Annotated in this window: 16 protein-coding genes; 5 read left to right on the forward strand and 11 right to left on the reverse strand. The window is 70.5% G+C overall.

What is annotated here, in order from left to right; translation table 11 throughout:
* Nucleotides 1-138 precede the first annotated feature (138 nt).
* From ftsH to dacB, 5 genes are all read right to left on the reverse strand, one after another.
* Nucleotides 139-2,190, reverse strand: a complete 2,052-nt coding sequence (gene ftsH / locus OG488_RS16995) for an ATP-dependent zinc metalloprotease FtsH (protein ID WP_329230179.1) — start codon at nucleotides 2,188-2,190, stop codon at nucleotides 139-141.
* A gap of 211 nt (nucleotides 2,191-2,401) precedes the next feature.
* The gene (hpt, locus tag OG488_RS17000; RefSeq protein ID WP_329238740.1) at nucleotides 2,402-2,941 is read right to left on the reverse strand and encodes a hypoxanthine phosphoribosyltransferase; all 540 of its coding nucleotides are present in this window, start codon (nucleotides 2,939-2,941) and stop codon (nucleotides 2,402-2,404) included.
* A gap of 98 nt (nucleotides 2,942-3,039) precedes the next feature.
* A complete protein-coding gene (gene tilS, locus OG488_RS17005) occupies nucleotides 3,040-4,113 on the reverse strand; it encodes a tRNA lysidine(34) synthetase TilS (protein WP_329230181.1) in 1,074 nt (357 codons plus the stop codon).
* Nucleotides 4,114-4,302: 189 nt separating this feature from the next.
* Nucleotides 4,303-5,448: a zinc-dependent metalloprotease gene (locus OG488_RS17010; protein ID WP_329230183.1), complete on the reverse strand. Its 1,146-nt coding sequence runs from the start codon at nucleotides 5,446-5,448 to the stop codon at nucleotides 4,303-4,305.
* 48 nt (nucleotides 5,449-5,496) lie between these two features.
* A complete protein-coding gene (gene dacB, locus OG488_RS17015; RefSeq protein WP_329238743.1) occupies nucleotides 5,497-6,981 on the reverse strand; it encodes a D-alanyl-D-alanine carboxypeptidase/D-alanyl-D-alanine endopeptidase in 1,485 nt (494 codons plus the stop codon).
* An 86-nt stretch (nucleotides 6,982-7,067) separates the two neighbouring features.
* On the opposite strand from dacB, the gene OG488_RS17020 reads away from it, so the two are divergent.
* Together OG488_RS17020 and OG488_RS17025 are read left to right on the forward strand one after the other, a co-directional pair.
* Complete coding sequence (locus OG488_RS17020; protein WP_104786950.1) at nucleotides 7,068-7,562, forward strand: inorganic diphosphatase; 495 nt, start codon at nucleotides 7,068-7,070, stop codon at nucleotides 7,560-7,562.
* A 197-nt stretch (nucleotides 7,563-7,759) separates the two neighbouring features.
* Nucleotides 7,760-9,475, forward strand: a complete 1,716-nt coding sequence (locus OG488_RS17025; protein WP_329230186.1) for a threonine/serine ThrE exporter family protein — start codon at nucleotides 7,760-7,762, stop codon at nucleotides 9,473-9,475.
* A gap of 59 nt (nucleotides 9,476-9,534) precedes the next feature.
* On the opposite strand, the gene OG488_RS17030 is transcribed toward OG488_RS17025, so the two are convergent.
* On the reverse strand, nucleotides 9,535-10,977 hold the full coding sequence (locus OG488_RS17030) for a DedA family protein (protein WP_329230188.1): 1,443 nt from the start codon (nucleotides 10,975-10,977) through the stop codon (nucleotides 9,535-9,537).
* Between the two features lie 150 nt (nucleotides 10,978-11,127).
* Here OG488_RS17030 and OG488_RS17035 point away from each other — a divergent pair, with 150 nt between their 5' ends.
* From OG488_RS17035 to OG488_RS17045, 3 genes are read left to right on the forward strand one after another with little or no spacing between them, the layout of a single operon-like run.
* Entirely contained in the window at nucleotides 11,128-11,493 is a 366-nt protein-coding gene (locus OG488_RS17035) for a YbjQ family protein (protein WP_329230190.1), read from the forward strand.
* Nucleotides 11,494-11,530: 37 nt separating this feature from the next.
* The gene (wrbA, locus tag OG488_RS17040; RefSeq protein ID WP_329230192.1) at nucleotides 11,531-12,154 is read left to right on the forward strand and encodes an NAD(P)H:quinone oxidoreductase; all 624 of its coding nucleotides are present in this window, start codon (nucleotides 11,531-11,533) and stop codon (nucleotides 12,152-12,154) included.
* A 15-nt stretch (nucleotides 12,155-12,169) separates the two neighbouring features.
* The gene (locus OG488_RS17045) at nucleotides 12,170-13,594 is read left to right on the forward strand and encodes a glutamate decarboxylase (RefSeq protein WP_329230194.1); all 1,425 of its coding nucleotides are present in this window, start codon (nucleotides 12,170-12,172) and stop codon (nucleotides 13,592-13,594) included.
* Nucleotides 13,595-13,612: 18 nt separating this feature from the next.
* On the opposite strand, the gene OG488_RS17050 is transcribed toward OG488_RS17045, so the two are convergent.
* The 5 genes from OG488_RS17050 to OG488_RS17070 form a co-directional block, all read right to left on the reverse strand.
* The gene (locus tag OG488_RS17050; protein WP_329230196.1) at nucleotides 13,613-14,419 is read right to left on the reverse strand and encodes an ABC transporter permease; all 807 of its coding nucleotides are present in this window, start codon (nucleotides 14,417-14,419) and stop codon (nucleotides 13,613-13,615) included.
* Nucleotides 14,416-15,372, reverse strand: coding sequence for an ATP-binding cassette domain-containing protein (locus OG488_RS17055; RefSeq protein WP_329230198.1), 957 nt, complete (start codon nucleotides 15,370-15,372; stop codon nucleotides 14,416-14,418). The genes OG488_RS17050 and OG488_RS17055 overlap by 4 nt, the downstream gene beginning before the upstream one ends.
* 86 nt (nucleotides 15,373-15,458) lie before the next feature.
* Nucleotides 15,459-16,100: a PadR family transcriptional regulator gene (locus tag OG488_RS17060; RefSeq protein ID WP_329230200.1), complete on the reverse strand. Its 642-nt coding sequence runs from the start codon at nucleotides 16,098-16,100 to the stop codon at nucleotides 15,459-15,461.
* 127 nt (nucleotides 16,101-16,227) lie between these two features.
* On the reverse strand, nucleotides 16,228-17,685 hold the full coding sequence (locus tag OG488_RS17065; RefSeq protein WP_329230202.1) for an aldehyde dehydrogenase family protein: 1,458 nt from the start codon (nucleotides 17,683-17,685) through the stop codon (nucleotides 16,228-16,230).
* A 54-nt stretch (nucleotides 17,686-17,739) separates the two neighbouring features.
* Nucleotides 17,740-18,624 (reverse strand): helix-turn-helix domain-containing protein, encoded by an 885-nt coding sequence (locus OG488_RS17070; protein WP_329230204.1) that lies wholly within the window; start codon nucleotides 18,622-18,624, stop codon nucleotides 17,740-17,742.
* Between the last annotated feature and the right edge of the window lie 8 nt (nucleotides 18,625-18,632).

The raw sequence follows: 18,632 nt of genomic DNA on the forward strand, positions 1-18,632 counted from the left end.
GGACTTCGCGGAATACAGCAGGCACAGCGCCGGCATACGAAAAAGCCGCGCCCCCACAGGCTAGAACCTGGGGGGCGCGGCATCCATTCCGGGCCTGGTGGAAGCCCCGTGACAGGGGCCACACCGGTCGGGCAGGGGCTAGCTCTCGGGGCGATCCTCGGGGAGCGCCTCGCTGGAGGTGCCGGTGTTCTTCGACGTGATGTCCGTCGGGGCGATCTCCGGAGTACCCGAACCATTGGCGGTGCCGTTGGTGAGGGCCAGCTCCTTGGGAGACAGCACGGGCGGACGCGTCGACGGGGTACGCCGCGAGGAACCGGTCCACGCCGGGCGAGCCGGGCGCTTCACGATCGGGGCGAAGATCTCGGCGATCTGCTCCTTGCCGAGCGTCTCCTTCTCGAGGAGCTCGAGGACCAGGGCGTCGAGGATGTCGCGGTTCTCGACGAGAATTTCCCACGCGTCGTTGTGCGCGGTCTCGATGAGCTTCTTGACCTCTTCGTCGACGAGCGCCGCGACCTCTTCCGAGTAGTCGCGCTGATGGCCCATCTCCCGGCCCACGAACGGCTCGGTGTTGTCTCCACCGAACTTGATCGCGCCGAGCCGCTCGGTCATGCCGTACTGCGTGACCATCGCGCGGGCCGTGGCGGTGGCCTTCTCGATGTCGTTCGCAGCACCGGTCGTCGGGTCGTGGAAGACCAGCTCCTCGGCCGCGCGCCCGCCCAGCATGTACGCCAACTGGTCGAGCATCTCGTTGCGCGTCGTGGAGTACTTGTCCTCTTCCGGGAGCACCATCGTGTAACCGAGGGCACGGCCGCGGGAGAGAATCGTGATCTTGTGGACCGGGTCCGACTGGGGTGAGGCCGCCGCGACCAGGGCGTGTCCGCCCTCGTGGTACGCGGTGATCTTCTTTTCCTTCTCGGACATGATCCGGGTCCGCTTCTGCGGTCCCGCCACGACGCGGTCGATGGCCTCGTCGAGCATGTGGTTGTCGATCAGCTTCTTGTTGCTGCGCGCCGTGAGGAGCGCGGCCTCGTTCAGCACGTTCGACAGGTCGGCACCGGTGAAGCCGGGCGTACGACGGGCGACCGCGTTGAGGTCGACGTCCTCCGCGACCGGCTTGCCCTTCTGGTGCACCTTGAGGATCTCGAGGCGGCCCTGCATGTCCGGCCGGTCGACGGCGATCTGCCGGTCGAAACGCCCGGGACGCAGCAGCGCCGGGTCCAGGATGTCCGGCCGGTTCGTGGCGGCGATCAGGATGACGCCGCCCTTCACGTCGAAGCCGTCCATCTCGACGAGCAGCTGGTTGAGCGTCTGCTCGCGCTCGTCGTGACCGCCGCCCATACCGGCACCGCGGTGCCGGCCCACGGCGTCGATCTCGTCGACGAAGACGATCGCCGGAGCGTTCGCCTTGGCCTGCTCGAAGAGGTCACGGACACGGGAGGCACCGACACCGACGAACATCTCGACGAAGTCGGAACCGGAGATCGAGTAGAACGGGACGCCCGCCTCGCCCGCGACGGCGCGTGCGAGCAGGGTCTTGCCCGTACCGGGCGGCCCGTACAGCAGGACGCCCTTGGGGATCTTGGCGCCGACGGCCTGGAACTTCGCCGGCTCCTGGAGGAATTCCTTGATCTCGTACAGTTCCTCGACGGCCTCGTCCGACCCCGCCACATCGGCGAACGTCGTCTTCGGCGTGTCCTTGGTGATGAGCTTGGCCTTGGACTTGCCGAACTGCATGACCTTGGAGCCGCCGCCCTGCATCTGATTCATCAGAAACAGGAACACGACCACGATCAGGACGAAGGGCAGCAGGGAGAGAAGGATCGAGACGAACGGGGACTGCTTCGACGGCGAGACGGTGTAACCCTTCTCGATGTCACCGCTCTCGAACTTCTTCTGCAGCGTGTCGGCGAGCTCGACACCCTGGTTGCCGATGTAACTCGCCTGGAACTTGCTGCCGGACTCGCCCTCGAGCTTCTGCTTGTCCTTCAGCTCGATCTTCAGGATCTGTTCGTCACCGGTGGTCAGCTTGGCCTGCTCCACCTGGTTCTTGCTGATCGCCTGGATCACCTTGCCGGTGTCCACCGTCTTGTAGCCGCCGGACGAGCCGACGACCTGCATCAACACGACCACGGCGAGGACGGCCAGCACGATCCACATGACCGGCCCACGGAAGTATCGCTTCACGTCCATCCATACGGAGCGAAGACGCCCCGTCCCTCCTGCCCGTAGGTAAATGCTGCTGTGAGAAAAGACTGTTCTTCGGACGGTACCCCAGCATTGTCACCCGTGACCGCAGGGGAGGTCCGGCAAACCCGTCTTCGAAGGCTCCAACGGCCCGAACGCCACAAGGGTTCCCGGCGGTCCGGCCGGGTTCGGCCGGGTACCTGTCGGGGCGGCTGCCTCAGCCTCCGTAGACGTGAGGGGCGAGCGTACCGACGAAGGGGAGGTTGCGGTACTTCTCCGCGTAGTCCAGCCCGTAGCCGACGACGAACTCGTTGGGGATGTCGAAGCCGACCCACTTCACGTCGATCGCGACCTTCGCGGCGTCCGGCTTGCGGAGCAGCGTGCAGACCTCCAGGCTCGCGGGCTCGCGCGAACCGAGGTTGGTCAGCAGCCAGGACAGCGTCAGCCCGGAGTCGATGATGTCCTCGACGATCAGGACGTGCTTGCCCTTGATGTCCGTGTCGAGGTCCTTGAGGATCCGGACGACGCCCGAGGACTGGGTGCCGGCGCCGTACGACGAGACGGCCATCCAGTCCATGGTGACGGGGGTGGACAGCGCGCGGGCCAGGTCCGCCATCACCATCACCGCGCCCTTGAGCACGCCGACGATGAGCAGGTCCTTGCCCGCGTACTCCGCGTCGATCTTCGCTGCCAGCTCGACGAGCTTCGCGTCGATCTCTTCCTTGGTGATGAGCACCGACTGAAGGTCGGTGCCCATGTCCTTCTCGTTCACCCGCGTCTCTTTCTCTGCCCTGCCGGACCGGAGTGCTTCCCGGGCCGGACCGGCGTTTCGCCTGCACTTCAGCCGCTTGCGCTTCAGCTCTGCCGAATCACCAGTCTGCCACCCTGGCGCCGGACCTCGACGCGGCCGGGGAGGTTGATGGCGCCCTGACCCCGCCAGCCGGTGATGAGCCGGTCGACTTCCTCGATGTGCCGGGCGAAGAGCGAACCCGCGGGGGATCCGGCGTCGATCACGGCCCGGCGCAGCACCCGGCGGCGTACCGCGGGCGGCAGGACGGAGAGCTTGGAGCACTCCAGCCGTCCGTCGTCGTCGCGGACCGAGCGGGCGGCCTCGGCGGCCCAGGTGTCCAGGGCGTCGGCATCGTCGCGGGAGAGCTGCGCCGTGCGCGCGAGGGCTTCCACCACACCTTTGCCGAGGGCCTTCTCCAGCGCGGGCAGACCCTCGTGGCGGAGCCGGGAGCGGGTGTAGGCGGGGTCGACGTTGTGGGGGTCGTCCCAGACGGGGATCGACTGGACCAGACAGGCCTTGCGGGCGGTCTGCCGGTCGAGCTGGAGGAAGGGGCGGCGGTAGCGGCCGGCGGGGCCGGAGGCGGCGGCCATTCCGGAGAGGGAGCGGATGCCCGAACCCCGGGCGAGCCCCAGCAGGACGGTCTCCGCCTGGTCGTCGCGGGTGTGGCCGAGGAGGACGGCGGCGGCGCCGTGGCGCTCGGCGGCGGCGTCCAGAGCGGCGTAGCGGGCGTCACGGGCGGCGGCCTCGGGCCCGCCGTCCCGGCCGACGTGCACGGCGACGGCCTCGACCGGGTCGAGCCGCATCTCGGCGAGGCGGGCGACGACCTCGTCGGCGCGGAGCCCGGAGCCGGGCTGGAGATTGTGGTCGACGGTGATGCCGCCGGCGCGGACGGGAAGCTTGCGCGCCTCGAAGGCGAGGGCGGAGGCGAGGGCCATGGAGTCGGCGCCACCGGAGCACGCGACGAGCACCAGCGGGGTGTCAGGCCGTTCCGGAAGCGCCGAACACCGCCCGCCCGCCCCGGCTTCGGCGAACTCGGCGCGTCCGGCCTGTTCGGTGTGACGGTGGTGTTCGGTGACGACGTCGTGGAGTACGCGGCGGACCGCCAGGCGTATCGCCGCGACCGCAGGATGGGGACCCATGTCCGGTGCCCTTCGGGGTGAAGTTTTGGGGGGTGCCTCGGGGTGCGCGGGACGGAGCCCCGTCACTCAGAGTGCGTCGATGGTGACAGAGACAAGCTGCCCACCGAGCATTGCACGCCTTCCCATGCCTCTATGGTCCCTCGGATGGGTGATTGGAGAGGCAATCTTCTGCCGCCGGAGCCGCCAGGATCACGAATCTGCCTTACGGTGCACCCGCGCCACCCAGTCCGCCGGTGCGGCGATCTCGGCCTTCGTGGGAAGGGTGTTGGGGGAGGTCCACACCCGGTTGAACCCGTCCATCCCGACCTCGTCGACCACGGCCCGGACGAACTTCTCGCCGTCGCGGTACTGCCGCAGCTTCGCGTCGAGGCCCAGCAGCTTGCGCAGGGCCAGGTCCAGCCGGCTCGCGCCGCGCGCCCTGCGCTGCTGGAACTTCTCCCGGATCTCGGCGACGGAGGCCACCACATCGGGGCCCACCCCGTCCATCACGAAGTCCGCGTGCCCTTCGAGCAGGGACATCACGGCGGTGAGACGTCCCAGGATCTCGCGCTGGGCGGGCGTCTGGACGATTTCGACGAGGCTGCGCCCGCCGTCGTCGCCCTCCTCACCCTGCTCCCCCTCGGGACGGCTGCCCCCGGAGAACGCCTGCGCGGCCTCGCGGAGGCGTTCGAGCACGGTCATCGGGTCGACGTCGGTCTCGTCGAGGAACGACTGGATTTCGCCCTGGAGATGGTCACGGAGCCAGGGGACTCCGGTGAACTGGGTTCGGTGCGTCTCCTCGTGGAGGGCCACCCAGAGCCTGAAGTCGTGGGGATCGACGTCGAGTTCGCGTTCGACATGGACGATGTTGGGTGCGACCAGCAGCAGCCTGCCGCCCCCCTTCGACGACGCCGGGAACTCCCGCGTGGCGGGGGCGAAGGTCTCGTACTGCCCGAGGACGCGGGAGGCCAGGAACGACAGGAGCATGCCCAGCTCGACCCCGGTCACCTTGCCGCCGACCGCGCCGAGCACCGCGTTGCCCGGGCCGCTGCCGCGGCGTTCCTGCATCTTCCCGAGGAGGGGACGCAGCAGCTCACGGAAGCCCGCGACGTTGGCCCTGATCCAGCCCGCCCGGTCGACGACCAGGACGGGCGTGTCCTCGGGTTCGTGGCCCTCCGGGATCATCCGGGTGAAGGAACGGACGTGCTCCTCGGAGGCCTTGGCATGCCGGCGGAGCTCCGCGACGACGGCACGGGCCTCCTCGCGGCTGATCTCGGGACCAGGCCGCACGAACCGGGTCGCGGTCGCGACCGCGAGATTCCAGTCGACCATCTCGGCACCACCGATGCTCGTCATGCGTCAACCGTACGTGAGGTGGTCGCTCCGTGGTGGGGTGTCAGCCGCTCAACGGGTGCCTTTGGTGAGGGTGGTGGCCAGGGCGTCCAGTGAGGCTTCCGCTTCGTCCGGTGAGGTGGTGCCGGAGGCCAGGAAGGCGAAGGCGAGCAGCCGGCCCCGCGCGTCGACAGCGGTCCCGGAGAGGCTGTTCACCCCGGTGAGGGTGCCCGTCTTGGCCCTGATCAGGCCGGTCGCGGGCGATGTGGCGGCGTAGCGGTCGCCGAGCGTGCCGCTGAATCCGGCGATCGGCAGCCCGGTGAGGACGGGGCGCAGCTCGGGGTGGTCCGGCCCCGCGGCGAGCGCGAGCAGCCGGGCCAGGAGCCCCGCCGTCACCTTGTCCGCCCGGTCGAGGCCGCTGCCGTCGGAGAGCCGGGCACCGGTCAGCGGCAGGCCGAGCGCCTTCAGCCGGGCGGTGACGGCGCGGCGGCTCCCGGCGAAGGATGCGGGCTCGCCCGCCTTCAGCGCGGTCTGCCGGGCCAGGGCCTCGGCGATGTCGTTGTCACTGTTGGTCAGGGCCCGTTCGACCAGGTCGGAGAGCGGCTCCGAGAGGTGTGTCGCCACCGTGCGGGAGCCGGCGGGGGCCCGCCCGGACGCCGGGACGGACCGGGTGTCCACACCGGCCTGGCCGAGGAGGCCGGCGAAGAGGCGCGCGGCGTCGCCCGCGGGGTCGGAGGCACGGGGCGCCGGCCCCTTGTCGCTCGTGTCGAGCCGGCCCTCGTCGGCCATGAGGGCGCTGACGGGCGCGATGTTCTCGTTGGGGCCGATGGGGTGGAGGGCCGGACCCGAGTACCGCGAGGTGTCGTACCTCAGCCGCACCGGCCCGGCTCCGCCGTCGCGCAGGGAGCGCGCCGCGTCGGCCGCGAGGGAGCGCAGCGCTCCCTTGTCCAGGGTGGGGTCGCCGCCGCCGACGAGGGTGAGCGTGCGGGAGTCCGGGGACAGCGTGACGGTCGTCGCGATGCGGTGGGTGGGGCCGAGCGCGGAGAGCGCGGCGGCGGTGGTGGCGATCTTCACCGTGGACGCCGGGGTCATCGGGGTGGCGGCGCCCCGCGCGTACAGCTGCTTGCCCGTGGTGGCGTCGATGACCACGGCGGTGCGTACGGAGCCGAGGGCGGGCGTGTCCAACAGGGGCGTGAGGACGGCCTCCAGACCGCTCGCGCCCACCGGGGACGTGCTCCCGGAGGCGGCGTCGAGGGCCTTCAGGACGGCGGGCGCGCTCGGTGCGGGCTTCGGCCCGCCGGGCGCGGTCCCTTCGTGATGTGCGCCACCTGCGCTCTGCCGGACGGCCACCCGGTCCCGCTCGGCCTTACGCTGACCGGAGTCCCAGGGACCGGCGGCCAGGGCGGCACCGGCGGCGACGACCAGGCCGAGCACCGCGGAGCCTGCGACGAGCCGGAGGTCGTGAGGTCCGCTCCCGCGCTTCAGGTACTTCGGGGCTTTCCACTTGCCCCACCTGGTCAACGGTTCGTCCGTCGGTCTCTGCACCGGCTCGGCCACCGTCGACCAGCCCCTTTCGCGAGCACTCATCTGCGTGAGGGACACTTAACCACCAGTCGTATGTGTTGATCATGGAGGAGCCACCCGTGGAGTTCGACGTCGTTATCGAGATCCCGAAGGGTTCGCGGAACAAGTACGAGGTGGATCACGAGACCGGCCGGATCCGCCTGGACCGTCGACTCTTCACCTCGACCAGCTACCCGGCGGACTACGGTTTCGTCGAGAACACCCTCGGCGAGGACGGCGACCCGCTGGACGCGCTCGTCATCCTGGAGGAGCCGACCTTCCCGGGCTGCCTCATCAAGTGCCGCGCCATCGGCATGTTCCGGATGACCGACGAGGCCGGCGGCGACGACAAGCTGCTGTGCGTCCCGGCGTCCGACCCCCGGGTGGAGCACCTGCGCGACATCCACCACGTGTCGGAGTTCGACCGCCTGGAGATCCAGCACTTCTTCGAGGTCTACAAGGACCTGGAGCCCGGCAAGTCCGTCGAGGGCGCCGACTGGGTCGGCCGCACCGAGGCCGAGGCCGAGATCGAGGCCTCCTACAAGCGCCTCGAGGCGCAGGGCGGCAAGCACTGACGTAATCCCTCCGGCTTCCGCTTACGGGCGGGGGACGTGGATCGCGGCGCACGGGGCCGAGCGGCCCAGCGAGGCGTACGGACAACGGGCGGCGCACCTTCACCGGTGCGCCGCCCGTTGCGTGTGGCGGCTCATGACCGTGCTCATACTGGGCAGAAGCGCTCCCGGAACGGGCGGTCGAGGAGGAACGAGGTCGAGTGGTGGCGGAACAGGGCGGTCCCGAGGACCAGAAGCCCCAGTCCGACGAGGCGCACAGCGCCTTCGTCCCACCGGCCGGTGTGGGGCAGCCGACGGCTCCGTCCGAGGACGACCACCCCACATCGGAATTCGCCCTTCCGGTCGGGCTGCACACCGATCCCTCGGCGCCGTCCGGCTCCGGGCAGGGTTCCGCTTCCGGGACGGGAGGCGGTTCGGGCTCCGACACGCTGTCGTCCGCCTTCGTTCCGCCGTCCGGGTACACCGCGCAGCATCCGCCGCCCGCCTTCACCCCGGCGCACGGCATCCCGATGGTCCGGCTCACCAAGGAGGCCCCTTGGCAGGACCGGATGCGCACGATGCTGCGGATGCCCGTGTTCGAGCGTCCGGCGCCCGAGAGCGTGCAGAAGACCGACGACTCGGGGCCGGCGGTACCGCGCGTCCTCGACCTGACGCTGCGTATCGGGGAGCTGCTGCTCGCGGGCGGCGAGGGTGCCGAGGACGTCGAGGCGGCCATGTTCGCGGTGTCCCGTTCCTACGGGCTCGACCGCTGCGAGCCGACGGTCACCTTCACCCTGCTGTCCATCTCGCACCAGCCGTCCCTCGTCGACGACCCCGTGACGGCGAGCCGGACGGTACGCCGCCGGGGCACCGACTACACCCGGCTGGCCGCCGTGTTCCAGCTGATCGACGACATCACCACGGCGGAGCACGTGGAGGTCTCGCTGGAGGAGGCCTACCGGCGCCTCGCCGAGATCCGCCGTAACCGGCACCCCTACCCGGGCTGGGTGCTGACGTCCGCCGCCGGACTGCTCGCCGGCTCGGCATCGGTGCTGGTCGGCGGTGGTGTGCTGGTCTTCCTCGTGGCGGCGGCGGGCGCGATGCTCGGCGACCGGCTGGCCTGGCTCTGCGCCGGGCGCGGGCTGCCCGAGTTCTACCAGTTCATGGTGGCGGCCATGCCTCCGGCCGCGATGGGCATCGCGCTGACCCTCACCCATTCGACGGATATCCGGCCCTCCGCGGTCATCACCGGTGGGCTCTTCGCGCTGCTGCCCGGGCGGGCCCTCGTGGCCGGGGTGCAGGACGGCCTGACCGGCTACTACATCACCGCGGGGGCCCGGCTCCTGGAGGTCATGTACTTCTTCATCGGCATCGTGGGGGGCGTGCTGCTGATGCTCTACCTGGGGGTCCAGCTCGGCGCCGCGCTCAACCCGGAGGCACGGTTCGAGCCCAACGACCGGCCGGTGCTCCAGATCCTGGCCTCGATGGCCCTCACCCTGGCCTTCGCCATCCTGCTCCAGCAGGAGCGCTCCACGGTGCTCGCCGTGACCCTCAACGGGGGCGTGGCCTGGATCATCTACGGGGCGATGGCCCGTACCGGGGGCATCTCGCCGGTGGCGGCGACAGCGGTCGCGGCCGGTCTGGTCGGGCTGTTCGGCCAGCTCCTGTCGCGCTACCGCTACACCTCGTCCCTGCCCTACATCACTGCGGCGATCGGCCCGCTGCTGCCCGGCTCGGCGACCTACTTCGGTCTGCTGGGCGTCGCGCAGAACGAGGTGGACGACGGACTGGCGTCGCTCTTCACCGCTGTGGCGACGGCCCTGGCGATCGCCATCGGGGTCAACCTGGGAAGCGAGATCTCCCGGCTCTTCATGCGGGTGCCGGGCGCGGTCGAGGGCGGTGCCCGCCGGGCCGCCAAGCGGACCAGGGGCTTCTGACGGACGACGGCGCCCGGTCCCTCGGGGGACCGGGCGCCGTCGTGCGTACGCGGGAAGGCTCAGCGCCTGTTCTGCCACCCGTACTGACCCGGCTCGCCGTCCTGGTCCTCACCGTGGCCGGGCGCGGAACCGTCGCCCTGGTGGCCGCGGCCACCGTCGGCGTACGGACCGGGCCGGGCGGCGCCGTACCGGCCGTCGTGTCCGGCCTGGTACGGAGCGCCCTGGCCGCTGCCGTACTGACCGCCCTGGTCGTACTGACCGGCCTGTCCGTACTGACCGGCCTGTCCGTACGGCGCGCCCTGTCCGTACTGCTGGCCGGCCGGGCCGCTGTTGTACTGCTGACCGGCCTGGGGCGCGCCGTACTGGCCGCCCTGGTCGTACTGGCCGCCGCCGTACTGGCCGCCCTGGTCGTACTGACCGTCGCCGTACTGGCCACCGGCGTACTGGCCACCGGCGTACTGGCCGCCCTGATCGGCGCCGTACTGCCCCTGGCCGCCGTACTGCTGACCGCCCTGGCCGTTGCCGTACTGGCCGCCGCCCTGGGGCGCGCCGTACTGGCCGCCGCCCTGGGGCGCGCCGTACTGGCCGCCGCCCTGGGGCGCGCCATACTGGCCCGCCTGGCCGCCGTACTGCTGACCGCCCTGGCCGTTGCCGTACTGGCCGCCGCCGTACTGGGCGCCCTGGTCGTACTGACCCGCCTGGCCGTACTGACCCGCCTGGCCCTCGTACCGGCCGCCGCCGTCGTACGGGGCGGGCTGGTCGTCGGCGTACCGGTGGGCCGCGGGGCCCTGGCCGCCGTCGCCCGCTCCGCCGTACGGGCCCTCGCCCGGGCCTCCGTCGGAGGGGTCCTGGCCGTCGCCCCGCTGTGCGGTGCCTTCCTTCTTCGACTTGCCGCGCGCCCGCAGGAACTCGATCAGGATCGGCACCACGGAGATCAGCACGATCAGGATGAGGATCATCTCGATGTTCTCGTGCACGAACGCGACGTTGCCGAGGGCCGCGCCCAGCAGCGTCACCCCGACGCCCCAGAGCACGCCGCCGATGATGTTGAACGTGATGAACGAGCGGTAGTCCATCCGGCTCACACCGGCGATGATCGGCGTGAAGGTCCGGACGACGGGCACGAAGCGGGCCAGCACCAGCGACTTCGGGCCGTACTTCTCGAAGAACTCGTGCGCCTTCTCGACGTTCTCCTGCTTGAAGAGCCGGGAGTCCGGGCGCTTGAAGAGGGACGGGCCCACCTTGCGTCCGAAGAGATAGCCGACCTGGTCGCCGATGATCGCCGCCAGCGCGACCAGGAGGCAGACGAGCCACAGGGGGTACTTCAGGTCGCCGGTCGTGACCAGGAGGCCCGTGGTGAACAGCAGGGAGTCACCGGGGAGGAAGAAGCCGATGAGCAGCCCCGACTCGGCGAACACGATGAGCAGGAGGCCGGGGAGCCCGAAGGTGTTGAGCAGGTAATCCGGGTCCAGCCAGCTCGGGCCGAGCGCAAGCGTATTCAAGGGTCCGGGCTCCAGGGTGGGTCGATGTGCGGCGGCTGCGTGGCCGTCCCAAGCTATCAACGCCGGGGAGGACGCCAGGGTTCCACCGGCGTACGCGCGGATGCGCACGGCCCGGACCAGGGGAAAGCTGTCCGCAGGAGGTGCCACATCATGGGCATTGAGGACTTCGGTGGCGGACAGACACCCCAGGCGGACGTCCTGGTCGTCACCACGAACGACGTTCCCGGCCACCAGGTGACGCAGGTCATCGGCGAGGTGTTCGGACTCACGGTCCGCTCCCGCCACCTCGGTAGCCAGATCGGCGCCGGCCTGAAGTCGATGATCGGCGGCGAGCTGAAAGGGCTCACCAAGACCCTCGTCGAGACCCGCAACCAGGCGATGGAGCGGCTCGTCGACCAGGCCAGGGCGCGTGGCGCGAACGCGGTGCTGATGATGCGGTTCGACGTCAGCGAGGCCGCCGACGTGGGCACCGAGGTGTGCGCCTACGGAACGGCCGCCGTGATCAGCAGGTCCTGACCGCACACCCCCTTTCCCCACCACCGGAGGTTCCCGCATGCCCACGTCCGTCAACATCGCCGTCGTCTACTACTCCTCCACCGGCACCGTCTCCACGATCGCCAAGGCCATCGCCGGGGACGCCGAGCACGCCGGTGCGCACGTGCGGCTGCGCAAGGTCGCCGAGCTCGCCCCGCAGGCCGCCATCGACTCCAATCCGGCCTGGGCCGAGCACGCCAAGGCGACCGCCGGCATCCCCGAGGTCTCGCCGGACGACATGGTCTGGGCGGACGCGGTGATCTTCGGTACGCCCACCCGGTACGGCAACGTCACGGCCCAGCTCAAGCAGTTCCTCGACACACTGGGAGGCCTCTGGCAGGCGGGGAAGCTCGCCGACAAGGTCTACAGCGGTTTCACCGCGAGCAGCACCGCCCACGGGGGTCAGGAGTCGACCCTGCTGGCGCTGTACAACACGATCCACCACTTCGGCGGCATCCTGGTCCCTCCGGGCTACACGGACCCCTCGAAGTTCGTCGACGGCAATCCGTACGGCACCTCCCACGTCTCGGGCCAGGGCGACATCCCGGTCGCCGAGCAGACCCTGACCGCCGCGCGCGTCCAGGCCGAGCGCGTCGTGAAGTTCACCCGGGCCATCAAGGCCGGACTCGCGGCCGAGGACTGAGGGGACCGTCCGCCGATGCCACTCCACCAGGGTTCTCACGGCAAGCCCGCTCCGTCCGAGGAGCACCGCAGACTGGCGCTCAACCCGTTCTTCGGGGAGGCCGACCCGACCGCCCCCATGATCGCGGCGCCGCCGACGCACGTCCTCCCGGACGGCCCGCTGCCCCCGTCGACCGCGTACCGGCTCGTCCACGACGAGCTGATGCTCGACGGGAACTCCCGGCTCAACCTCGCGACCTTCGTCACCACCTGGATGGAGCCCCAGGCCGGTGTGCTGATGGCCGAGTGCCGGGACAAGAACATGATCGACAAGGACGAGTACCCGCGCACCGCCGAGCTGGAACGGCGCTGTGTGGCGATGCTCGCCGACCTCTGGAACGCCCCCGACCCGTCGACCGCGGTGGGCTGCTCGACGACGGGGTCGAGCGAGGCCTGCATGCTGGCGGGGCTGGCGCTCAAGCGGCGCTGGGCGGCCAGGAACGCCGACCGGTACCCGGGGACCGCCCGGCCCAATCTGGTGATGGGCGTCAACGTGCAGGTCTGCTGGGACAAGTTCTGCAACTTCTGGGAGGTCGAGGCACGCCAGGTCCCCATGGAGGGGGAGCGCTTCCATCTGGACCCGCAGGCGGCAGCCGAGCTGTGCGACGAGAACACCATCGGCGTGGTCGGGATCCTCGGCTCCACCTTCGACGGTTCCTACGAGCCGATCGCGGAGCTGTGTGCCGCTCTGGACGACCTCCAGGAGCGCACCGGGCTCGACATCCCGGTCCATGTCGACGGGGCCTCGGGGGCGATGGTCGCACCGTTCCTCGACCCGGACCTGGTGTGGGACTTCCGGCTCCCCCGGGTGTCCTCGATCAACACCTCCGGGCACAAGTACGGCCTGGTCTACCCGGGGGTGGGGTGGGCGCTGTGGCGCTCGCCGGCCGAGCTGCCGGAGGAACTGGTCTTCCGGGTGAACTACCTGGGCGGTGACATGCCGACCTTCGCCCTGAACTTCTCCCGGCCCGGCGCGCAGGTGGTGGCGCAGTACTACACGTTCGTGCGGCTGGGCCGGGAGGGCTACCGGGCCGTCCAGCAGACGTCCCGGGACATCGCGGGGCGGCTCGCCGGAGAGTTCGAGGCCCTGGACGACTTCAGACTGCTGACCCGGGGCGACGACCTCCCGGTGTTCGCCGTGACGACGAAACCTGAGGTGAAGGCGTACGACGTGTTCGACGTGTCGAGGCGGCTCCGGGAGCGCGGCTGGCTGGTGCCGGCGTACACCTTCCCCGCCAACCGCCAGGACCTCTCGGTGCTGCGCGTCGTGTGCCGCAACGGATTCTCCTCGGACCTCGCGGAGCTGCTGCTGGACGACCTGCGCAGACTGCTGCCCGAACTGCGCGGGCAGGCGCACCCGTTGCACCGGGACCGGCAGGCCCAGACGGCCTTCCACCACTGAGGCCCCGCGGGGCGGTGGTCATCGGTCGATCCGTGCGAACCTCCTCACGGCCAGGGGGAGGAACAGGACGAGCAGCGCCACCGGCCAGGCCACGGCGAGGAGTCCGGCGTGTTCGGCGGCCCAGGAGCCCGAGGCTCCTCCCGGGTTGCCGAACAGGCCGCGTACCGCTGTCGCCGTGGCCGACATCGGGTTCCACTCGACCACCGCGCCCAGCCATCCAGGCATCGACTCCGGCGAGGCGAAGACGTTGGAGAGGAAGCCGACCGGCCAGACCAGGATCTGCACGGCCTGCACCATCTCGGGCCGGCCGGCCACCATCGCGAGGTGGATGCCGATCCACAGCATCGCGAACCGCAGCAGGAGGAGCAGCCCCAGCGCCGCCAGGGCCGCGGCCGTGCCCTTGTGCCAGCGCCAGCCGAGGGCGTACCCCACTCCGGTCATCACGGCCAGCGCGGCCACCGACTGGAGCATGTCGGCGGCACTCCGCCCGGCCAGGACCGCGCCCGAGGCCATCGGCATGGAACGGAACCGGTCGATGACGCCCTTGTTCAGGTCCTGGGTGACCGCCAGCATCGTGCCCTCCAGGCCGAAGGCCATGGTCAGCGCGAGCATGCCGGGCACCAGGAAGTCGGTGTTGTCCCCGTCGACCCCGGAACCGCCGCCCACCAGGTAGTTGAACATCAGGAGCAGCATCACCGGGAAGACCAGGCCGACGACCACCTGGACGGGCTGCCGTGCCCAGTGCGCCAGTTCGCGCCGGGTCATCGTCCAGGAGTCGGTCAGCGCCCAGCCGACGCGCCCCGGGCCCGCCGTCGCCGTACTCATGCCGCCACCTCCGTGTCGATGGGTGCGGGGGTCCCGCCCCCGGTGAGCGAGAGGAACACCTCGTCCAGCGTCGGGCGGCGCACCGCGATGTCCTCCGCCTCGATGCCCGCCTCCTCCAGCGCCCGTACGGTCCGGGTCAGGGCCGCCATGCGGTCCGGGGCGGGCGCGCGGAGCAGCCGTCTGTCCGCGTCCACGGTGACCCCTTCGCCCAGCAGTCCGGCCGCTTCCCCCAGGCGGTCCGCGTCGCGGACGACCACGTCGACGCGGTCGCCGCCGACCATCGCCTTGAGCCGGTCGGCCGTGCCCTCCGCGATGACCCGGCCGTCGTCGATCACCGAGATCCGGTCGGCCAGCTGGTCCGCCTCCTCCAGGTACTGCGTGGTCAGCAGCACGGTGGTGCCGCCGACCGCGAGGGAGCGGACCGCGGCCCACACCTCGGCCCTGCCCCGCGGGTCGAGCCCCGTGGTGGGCTCGTCGAGGAAGAGCACCTCCGGGTCGGTGATCAGCGACGCGGCCAGGTCGAGGCGGCGCCGCATGCCCCCGCTGTACTGCTTGACCGCCTTGCGGCCGGTGTCGGCCAGCCCGAACCGCTCCAGCAGTTCGTCGGCCCGCCGCCCCGCCCGGCGTGCGCCCAGGTGGTACAGGCGGCCGAACATCTCCAGGTTCTGCCGGCCGCCGAGCTCCTCGTCCACCGCCGCGTGCTGCCCGAGCAGCCCGATCCGCCGCCTGACCTCGGCGGGCTCGGACCACACGTCGAACCCCGCCACCTCCACCCGGCCCTCGTCGTGCCGCAGCAGGGTCGTCAGCACGCGCACGGCGGTGGTCTTGCCCGCCCCGTTCGGACCGAGGACCCCATGGACCGAACCGCCGCGGACGGCGAGGTCCAGGCCGTTCAGGGCGCGCTTCCCTCCGTACCGCTTGTGCACTCCTTCGACGACGATCGCGTCGCTCACGGTGCCCACCAGCCCCTCCCACTCGCGTAGTCAAACTTGACTACCAGGCCGAAGGTAAACCCGCCGACCTCATTAGTCAAACTTGATCAGCGCGTATCCCCGGCGTCGGGGACGCCCGTCGCGTAAGGGTTCTCCTGCCCCTCGGAGAGCACTCCGACGAAGGGCTCCCCCTCACCCGCGAAGGTGTACGCCCCCGCCTCGACACGGGCGATCAGACCCCGGGTCCACTCGGCACCGGCATCCGCGGAGTGGACCCACATGTTCATGATCTCGCCGATGTGCCCGAGCACCTCCGGGCCCTCGGACGGGGTGTAGTGCTCCGTGACCGCCGCCCTCCACCCCTCGATGGCGGCGACGCGCTCCCTCAGGAGCGAGACCGCCTCGGCCCGCTCCAGATCGACGATGAAGCCGATGCCGGCCGAGAGCACGTCCACGCTCTGGTCGTACGAGGTCAGCGAGGACCGCAGCAGGGCGAAGAACTCCTCCGTACCCCGGTCGGTGATCTCGTACTCGGTGCGGGGCGGGCCGCCGGCCGTGGACGGGGCGATCTCGTGGGCGAGCAGCAGCCCTTGCTTCGCCATCTGCTTCAGCGCGTGGTAGATCGACCCGGGCTTGGCGCTGGACCACTCGTGGGCGCCCCAGTACTCCAGGTCGTTGCGCACCTGGTAGCCGTGCGCACGGCCGTGCTGTCGCACGGCCCCCAGGACCAGGAGACGGATCGCCGACATCGCACCCACCCTCTGTAGTCAACTTTGACCAGGGTAGCCCGCCTCTTCGGCGCCCGGATCGAGGGCCACCCCGGCGACCGACGTCCGAGCGGCCCGGGTGCTCGCCGCCTCCGGGACCGCGTCGGAATCAGAAGGGAAAGACCGTCCGCCCGTGCTGCACCGAGATCCACTTCCGGGTGGTGAAGGCCTCCACAGCGGCCTCGCCGTTCAGCCGTCCCATTCCGGAACTCTTCTCGCCCCCGAACGCGACCGCCGGATCGTCCTGCACGGTCGCGCCGTTGACGTGGAACATCCCGCCCGAGATCCGCCGGGCGAACCGCACACCGCGCTCGGCGTCCGCCGTGTGGACGGCGCCGCTCAGCCCGTACGGGCTGTCGTTGACGATGCGCACGGCGTCGTCCTCCCCGTCGAACGGCAGCAGGAGCGCCACGGGGCCGAAGATCTCCTGCTCCAGGAGCGGTGACCCCTCCGGCAGTCCGGCCAGCACGGTCGGCTCGACGAGGTTGCCGCGCGTGCGGCCCCGGACGAGCGGGGTGGCGCCGGCCTCGATCGCCCCGTCGACCAGCGCGGTGAGCGCCTCGGCCTGAAGGGCGCTGATGACCGGCCCGATGCGGGTGTCCGGGTCCCGCGGATCCCCCGAGGTGAGGGCGGACACCGCCGCCGTGAACCGCTCGGTGAACTCCCTCTCCACGGAACGGTCCACCAGGATGCGGTTGGCGGCCATGCTGACCTGCCCCTGGAACACGAAGCGGCTGTAGACCGCGGCCCGGACGGCGTGGTCGAGGTCGGCGTCCTCCAGGACGACCAGGGCGCTGTTGCCGCTCAGTTCGAGGATGGTCCGCTTGAACAGTCCGGCGGCGACGGCGGCCACATGACGGCCGACCCGGTCCGAGCCGGTGAACGAGATCACCTTGGGCACAGGGTGCTCGATGAAGCTGTCACCTATCTCGGCGCTGTCGGTGACCACGACGTTGAGGAGCCCGGCGGGCAGCCCCGCGTCCTCGAAGATCCGGGCGACCAGCCCCCCGCCGGCGATCGGCGCGTTCTGATGGGGCTTCACCACGACCGCGTTCCCGAGCGCGAGCGCGGGTGCGACGGTCTTCACCGTCACCAGGAAGGGGAAGTTGAAGGCACTGATCACCCCGACGACCCCGACGGGCAGCCGGTAGACCCGGTTCTCCTTGCCGTCGGTGACCGAGGGAAGCAGTCCGGCCATCGGGCGGGTCGCCTGACCGGCGGCCTCACGCAGGAATTCCCGCGCGGCACGCACCTCGTACGCGGCCCTCGGCCGGGTGCCGCCGAGCTCGTCGACGATCAGCTCGGCGATTTCCTCGGCGCGTTCCCCGACGAGCCGTGCGGCGTTCTCCAGGACGCCCCTGCGCGCATAGGGGCCGACGGCCTCCCATTCCCGCTGCGCGCGTTCGGCCGCCCGATAGGCCCGGTCGACCTCCGCCGCGGTGGCCACGGTGATGGAGCAGAGTTTTTCGCCGTTGTAGGGATTGAAATCAATGATGTCCCACTCACCGTTGCCGGTCAGCCACTCGCCGTCGATGTACTGGTGGGCCAGTTCATTGAGGAAGGACATGCAATCCCTTACTGCAGGCGCAGACTCCTGTCGGTCAGTCATCGTACGTGGAAATCAGGTCAGTTGAAGGAGTCCGCGAAGAAGATCCCGGCTCTCCTCGGGGCCCGGACTGTCCTCGTGGAGCCGGATCATGGCCTTTTCGTACTGGGCGACTTCTTCTGCCTTGTCCAGATAGAGCGCACTTGTCAGCTGCTCCAGATAGACGATGTCCGACAGATCGGATTCCGGGAAGCGCAGCATGGTGAACGCCCCGCTTTCACCGGCGTGCCCGCCGAAGCTGAAGGGCATCACCTGGAGCGTGATATTCGGCTGCTCCGACATGTCGATCAGGTGCCGCAACTGCGCGCGCATCACGTCCCGCCCGCCGTACGGACGGCGCAGCGCGGCCTCGTCGAGCACCGCGTGGAAGCGCGGTGCGCGTTCGGAGACGAGCGCCTTCTGCCGCGCCAGCCTCAGCGCGACCCTGCGGTCGATCTCGGCCGGCGGCGCACCCGGCATCCCGCGCGCCACCACCGCGTGCGCGTACGCCTCGGTCTGCAGCAGCCCGTGCACGAACTGGACTTCGTAGATCCGGATGAGCGATGCCGCCCCCTCCAGACCGATATACGTCTGGAACCAGCCGGGCAGCACATCGCCGTAACTGTGCCACCAGCCCGCCACGTTGGCCTCACGGGCCAGACCGAGGAGGGAGTCCCGCTCCGCCTCGTCCGTGACTCCGTACAGCGTGAGCAGGTCCTCGACGTCCCTGGCCTTGAAGCTCACCCGTCCCAACTCCATGCGGCTGATCTTCGATTCGGAGGCGCGGATGGAGTAGCCGGCCGCCTCACGGGTGATGCCGCGCGACTCACGCAGGCGCCTGAGCTGTGAGCCCAGCAGGATGCGCCGCACCACAGAACCACTCGACTCGCCTGCCGACACCGGCTTACCGACCCTCCCCATCGCTTCCC

The sequence above is a fragment of the Streptomyces sp. NBC_01460 genome, from assembly GCF_036227405.1.
In the GTDB taxonomy this organism is placed as follows: Bacteria; Actinomycetota; Actinomycetes; order Streptomycetales; family Streptomycetaceae; genus Streptomyces.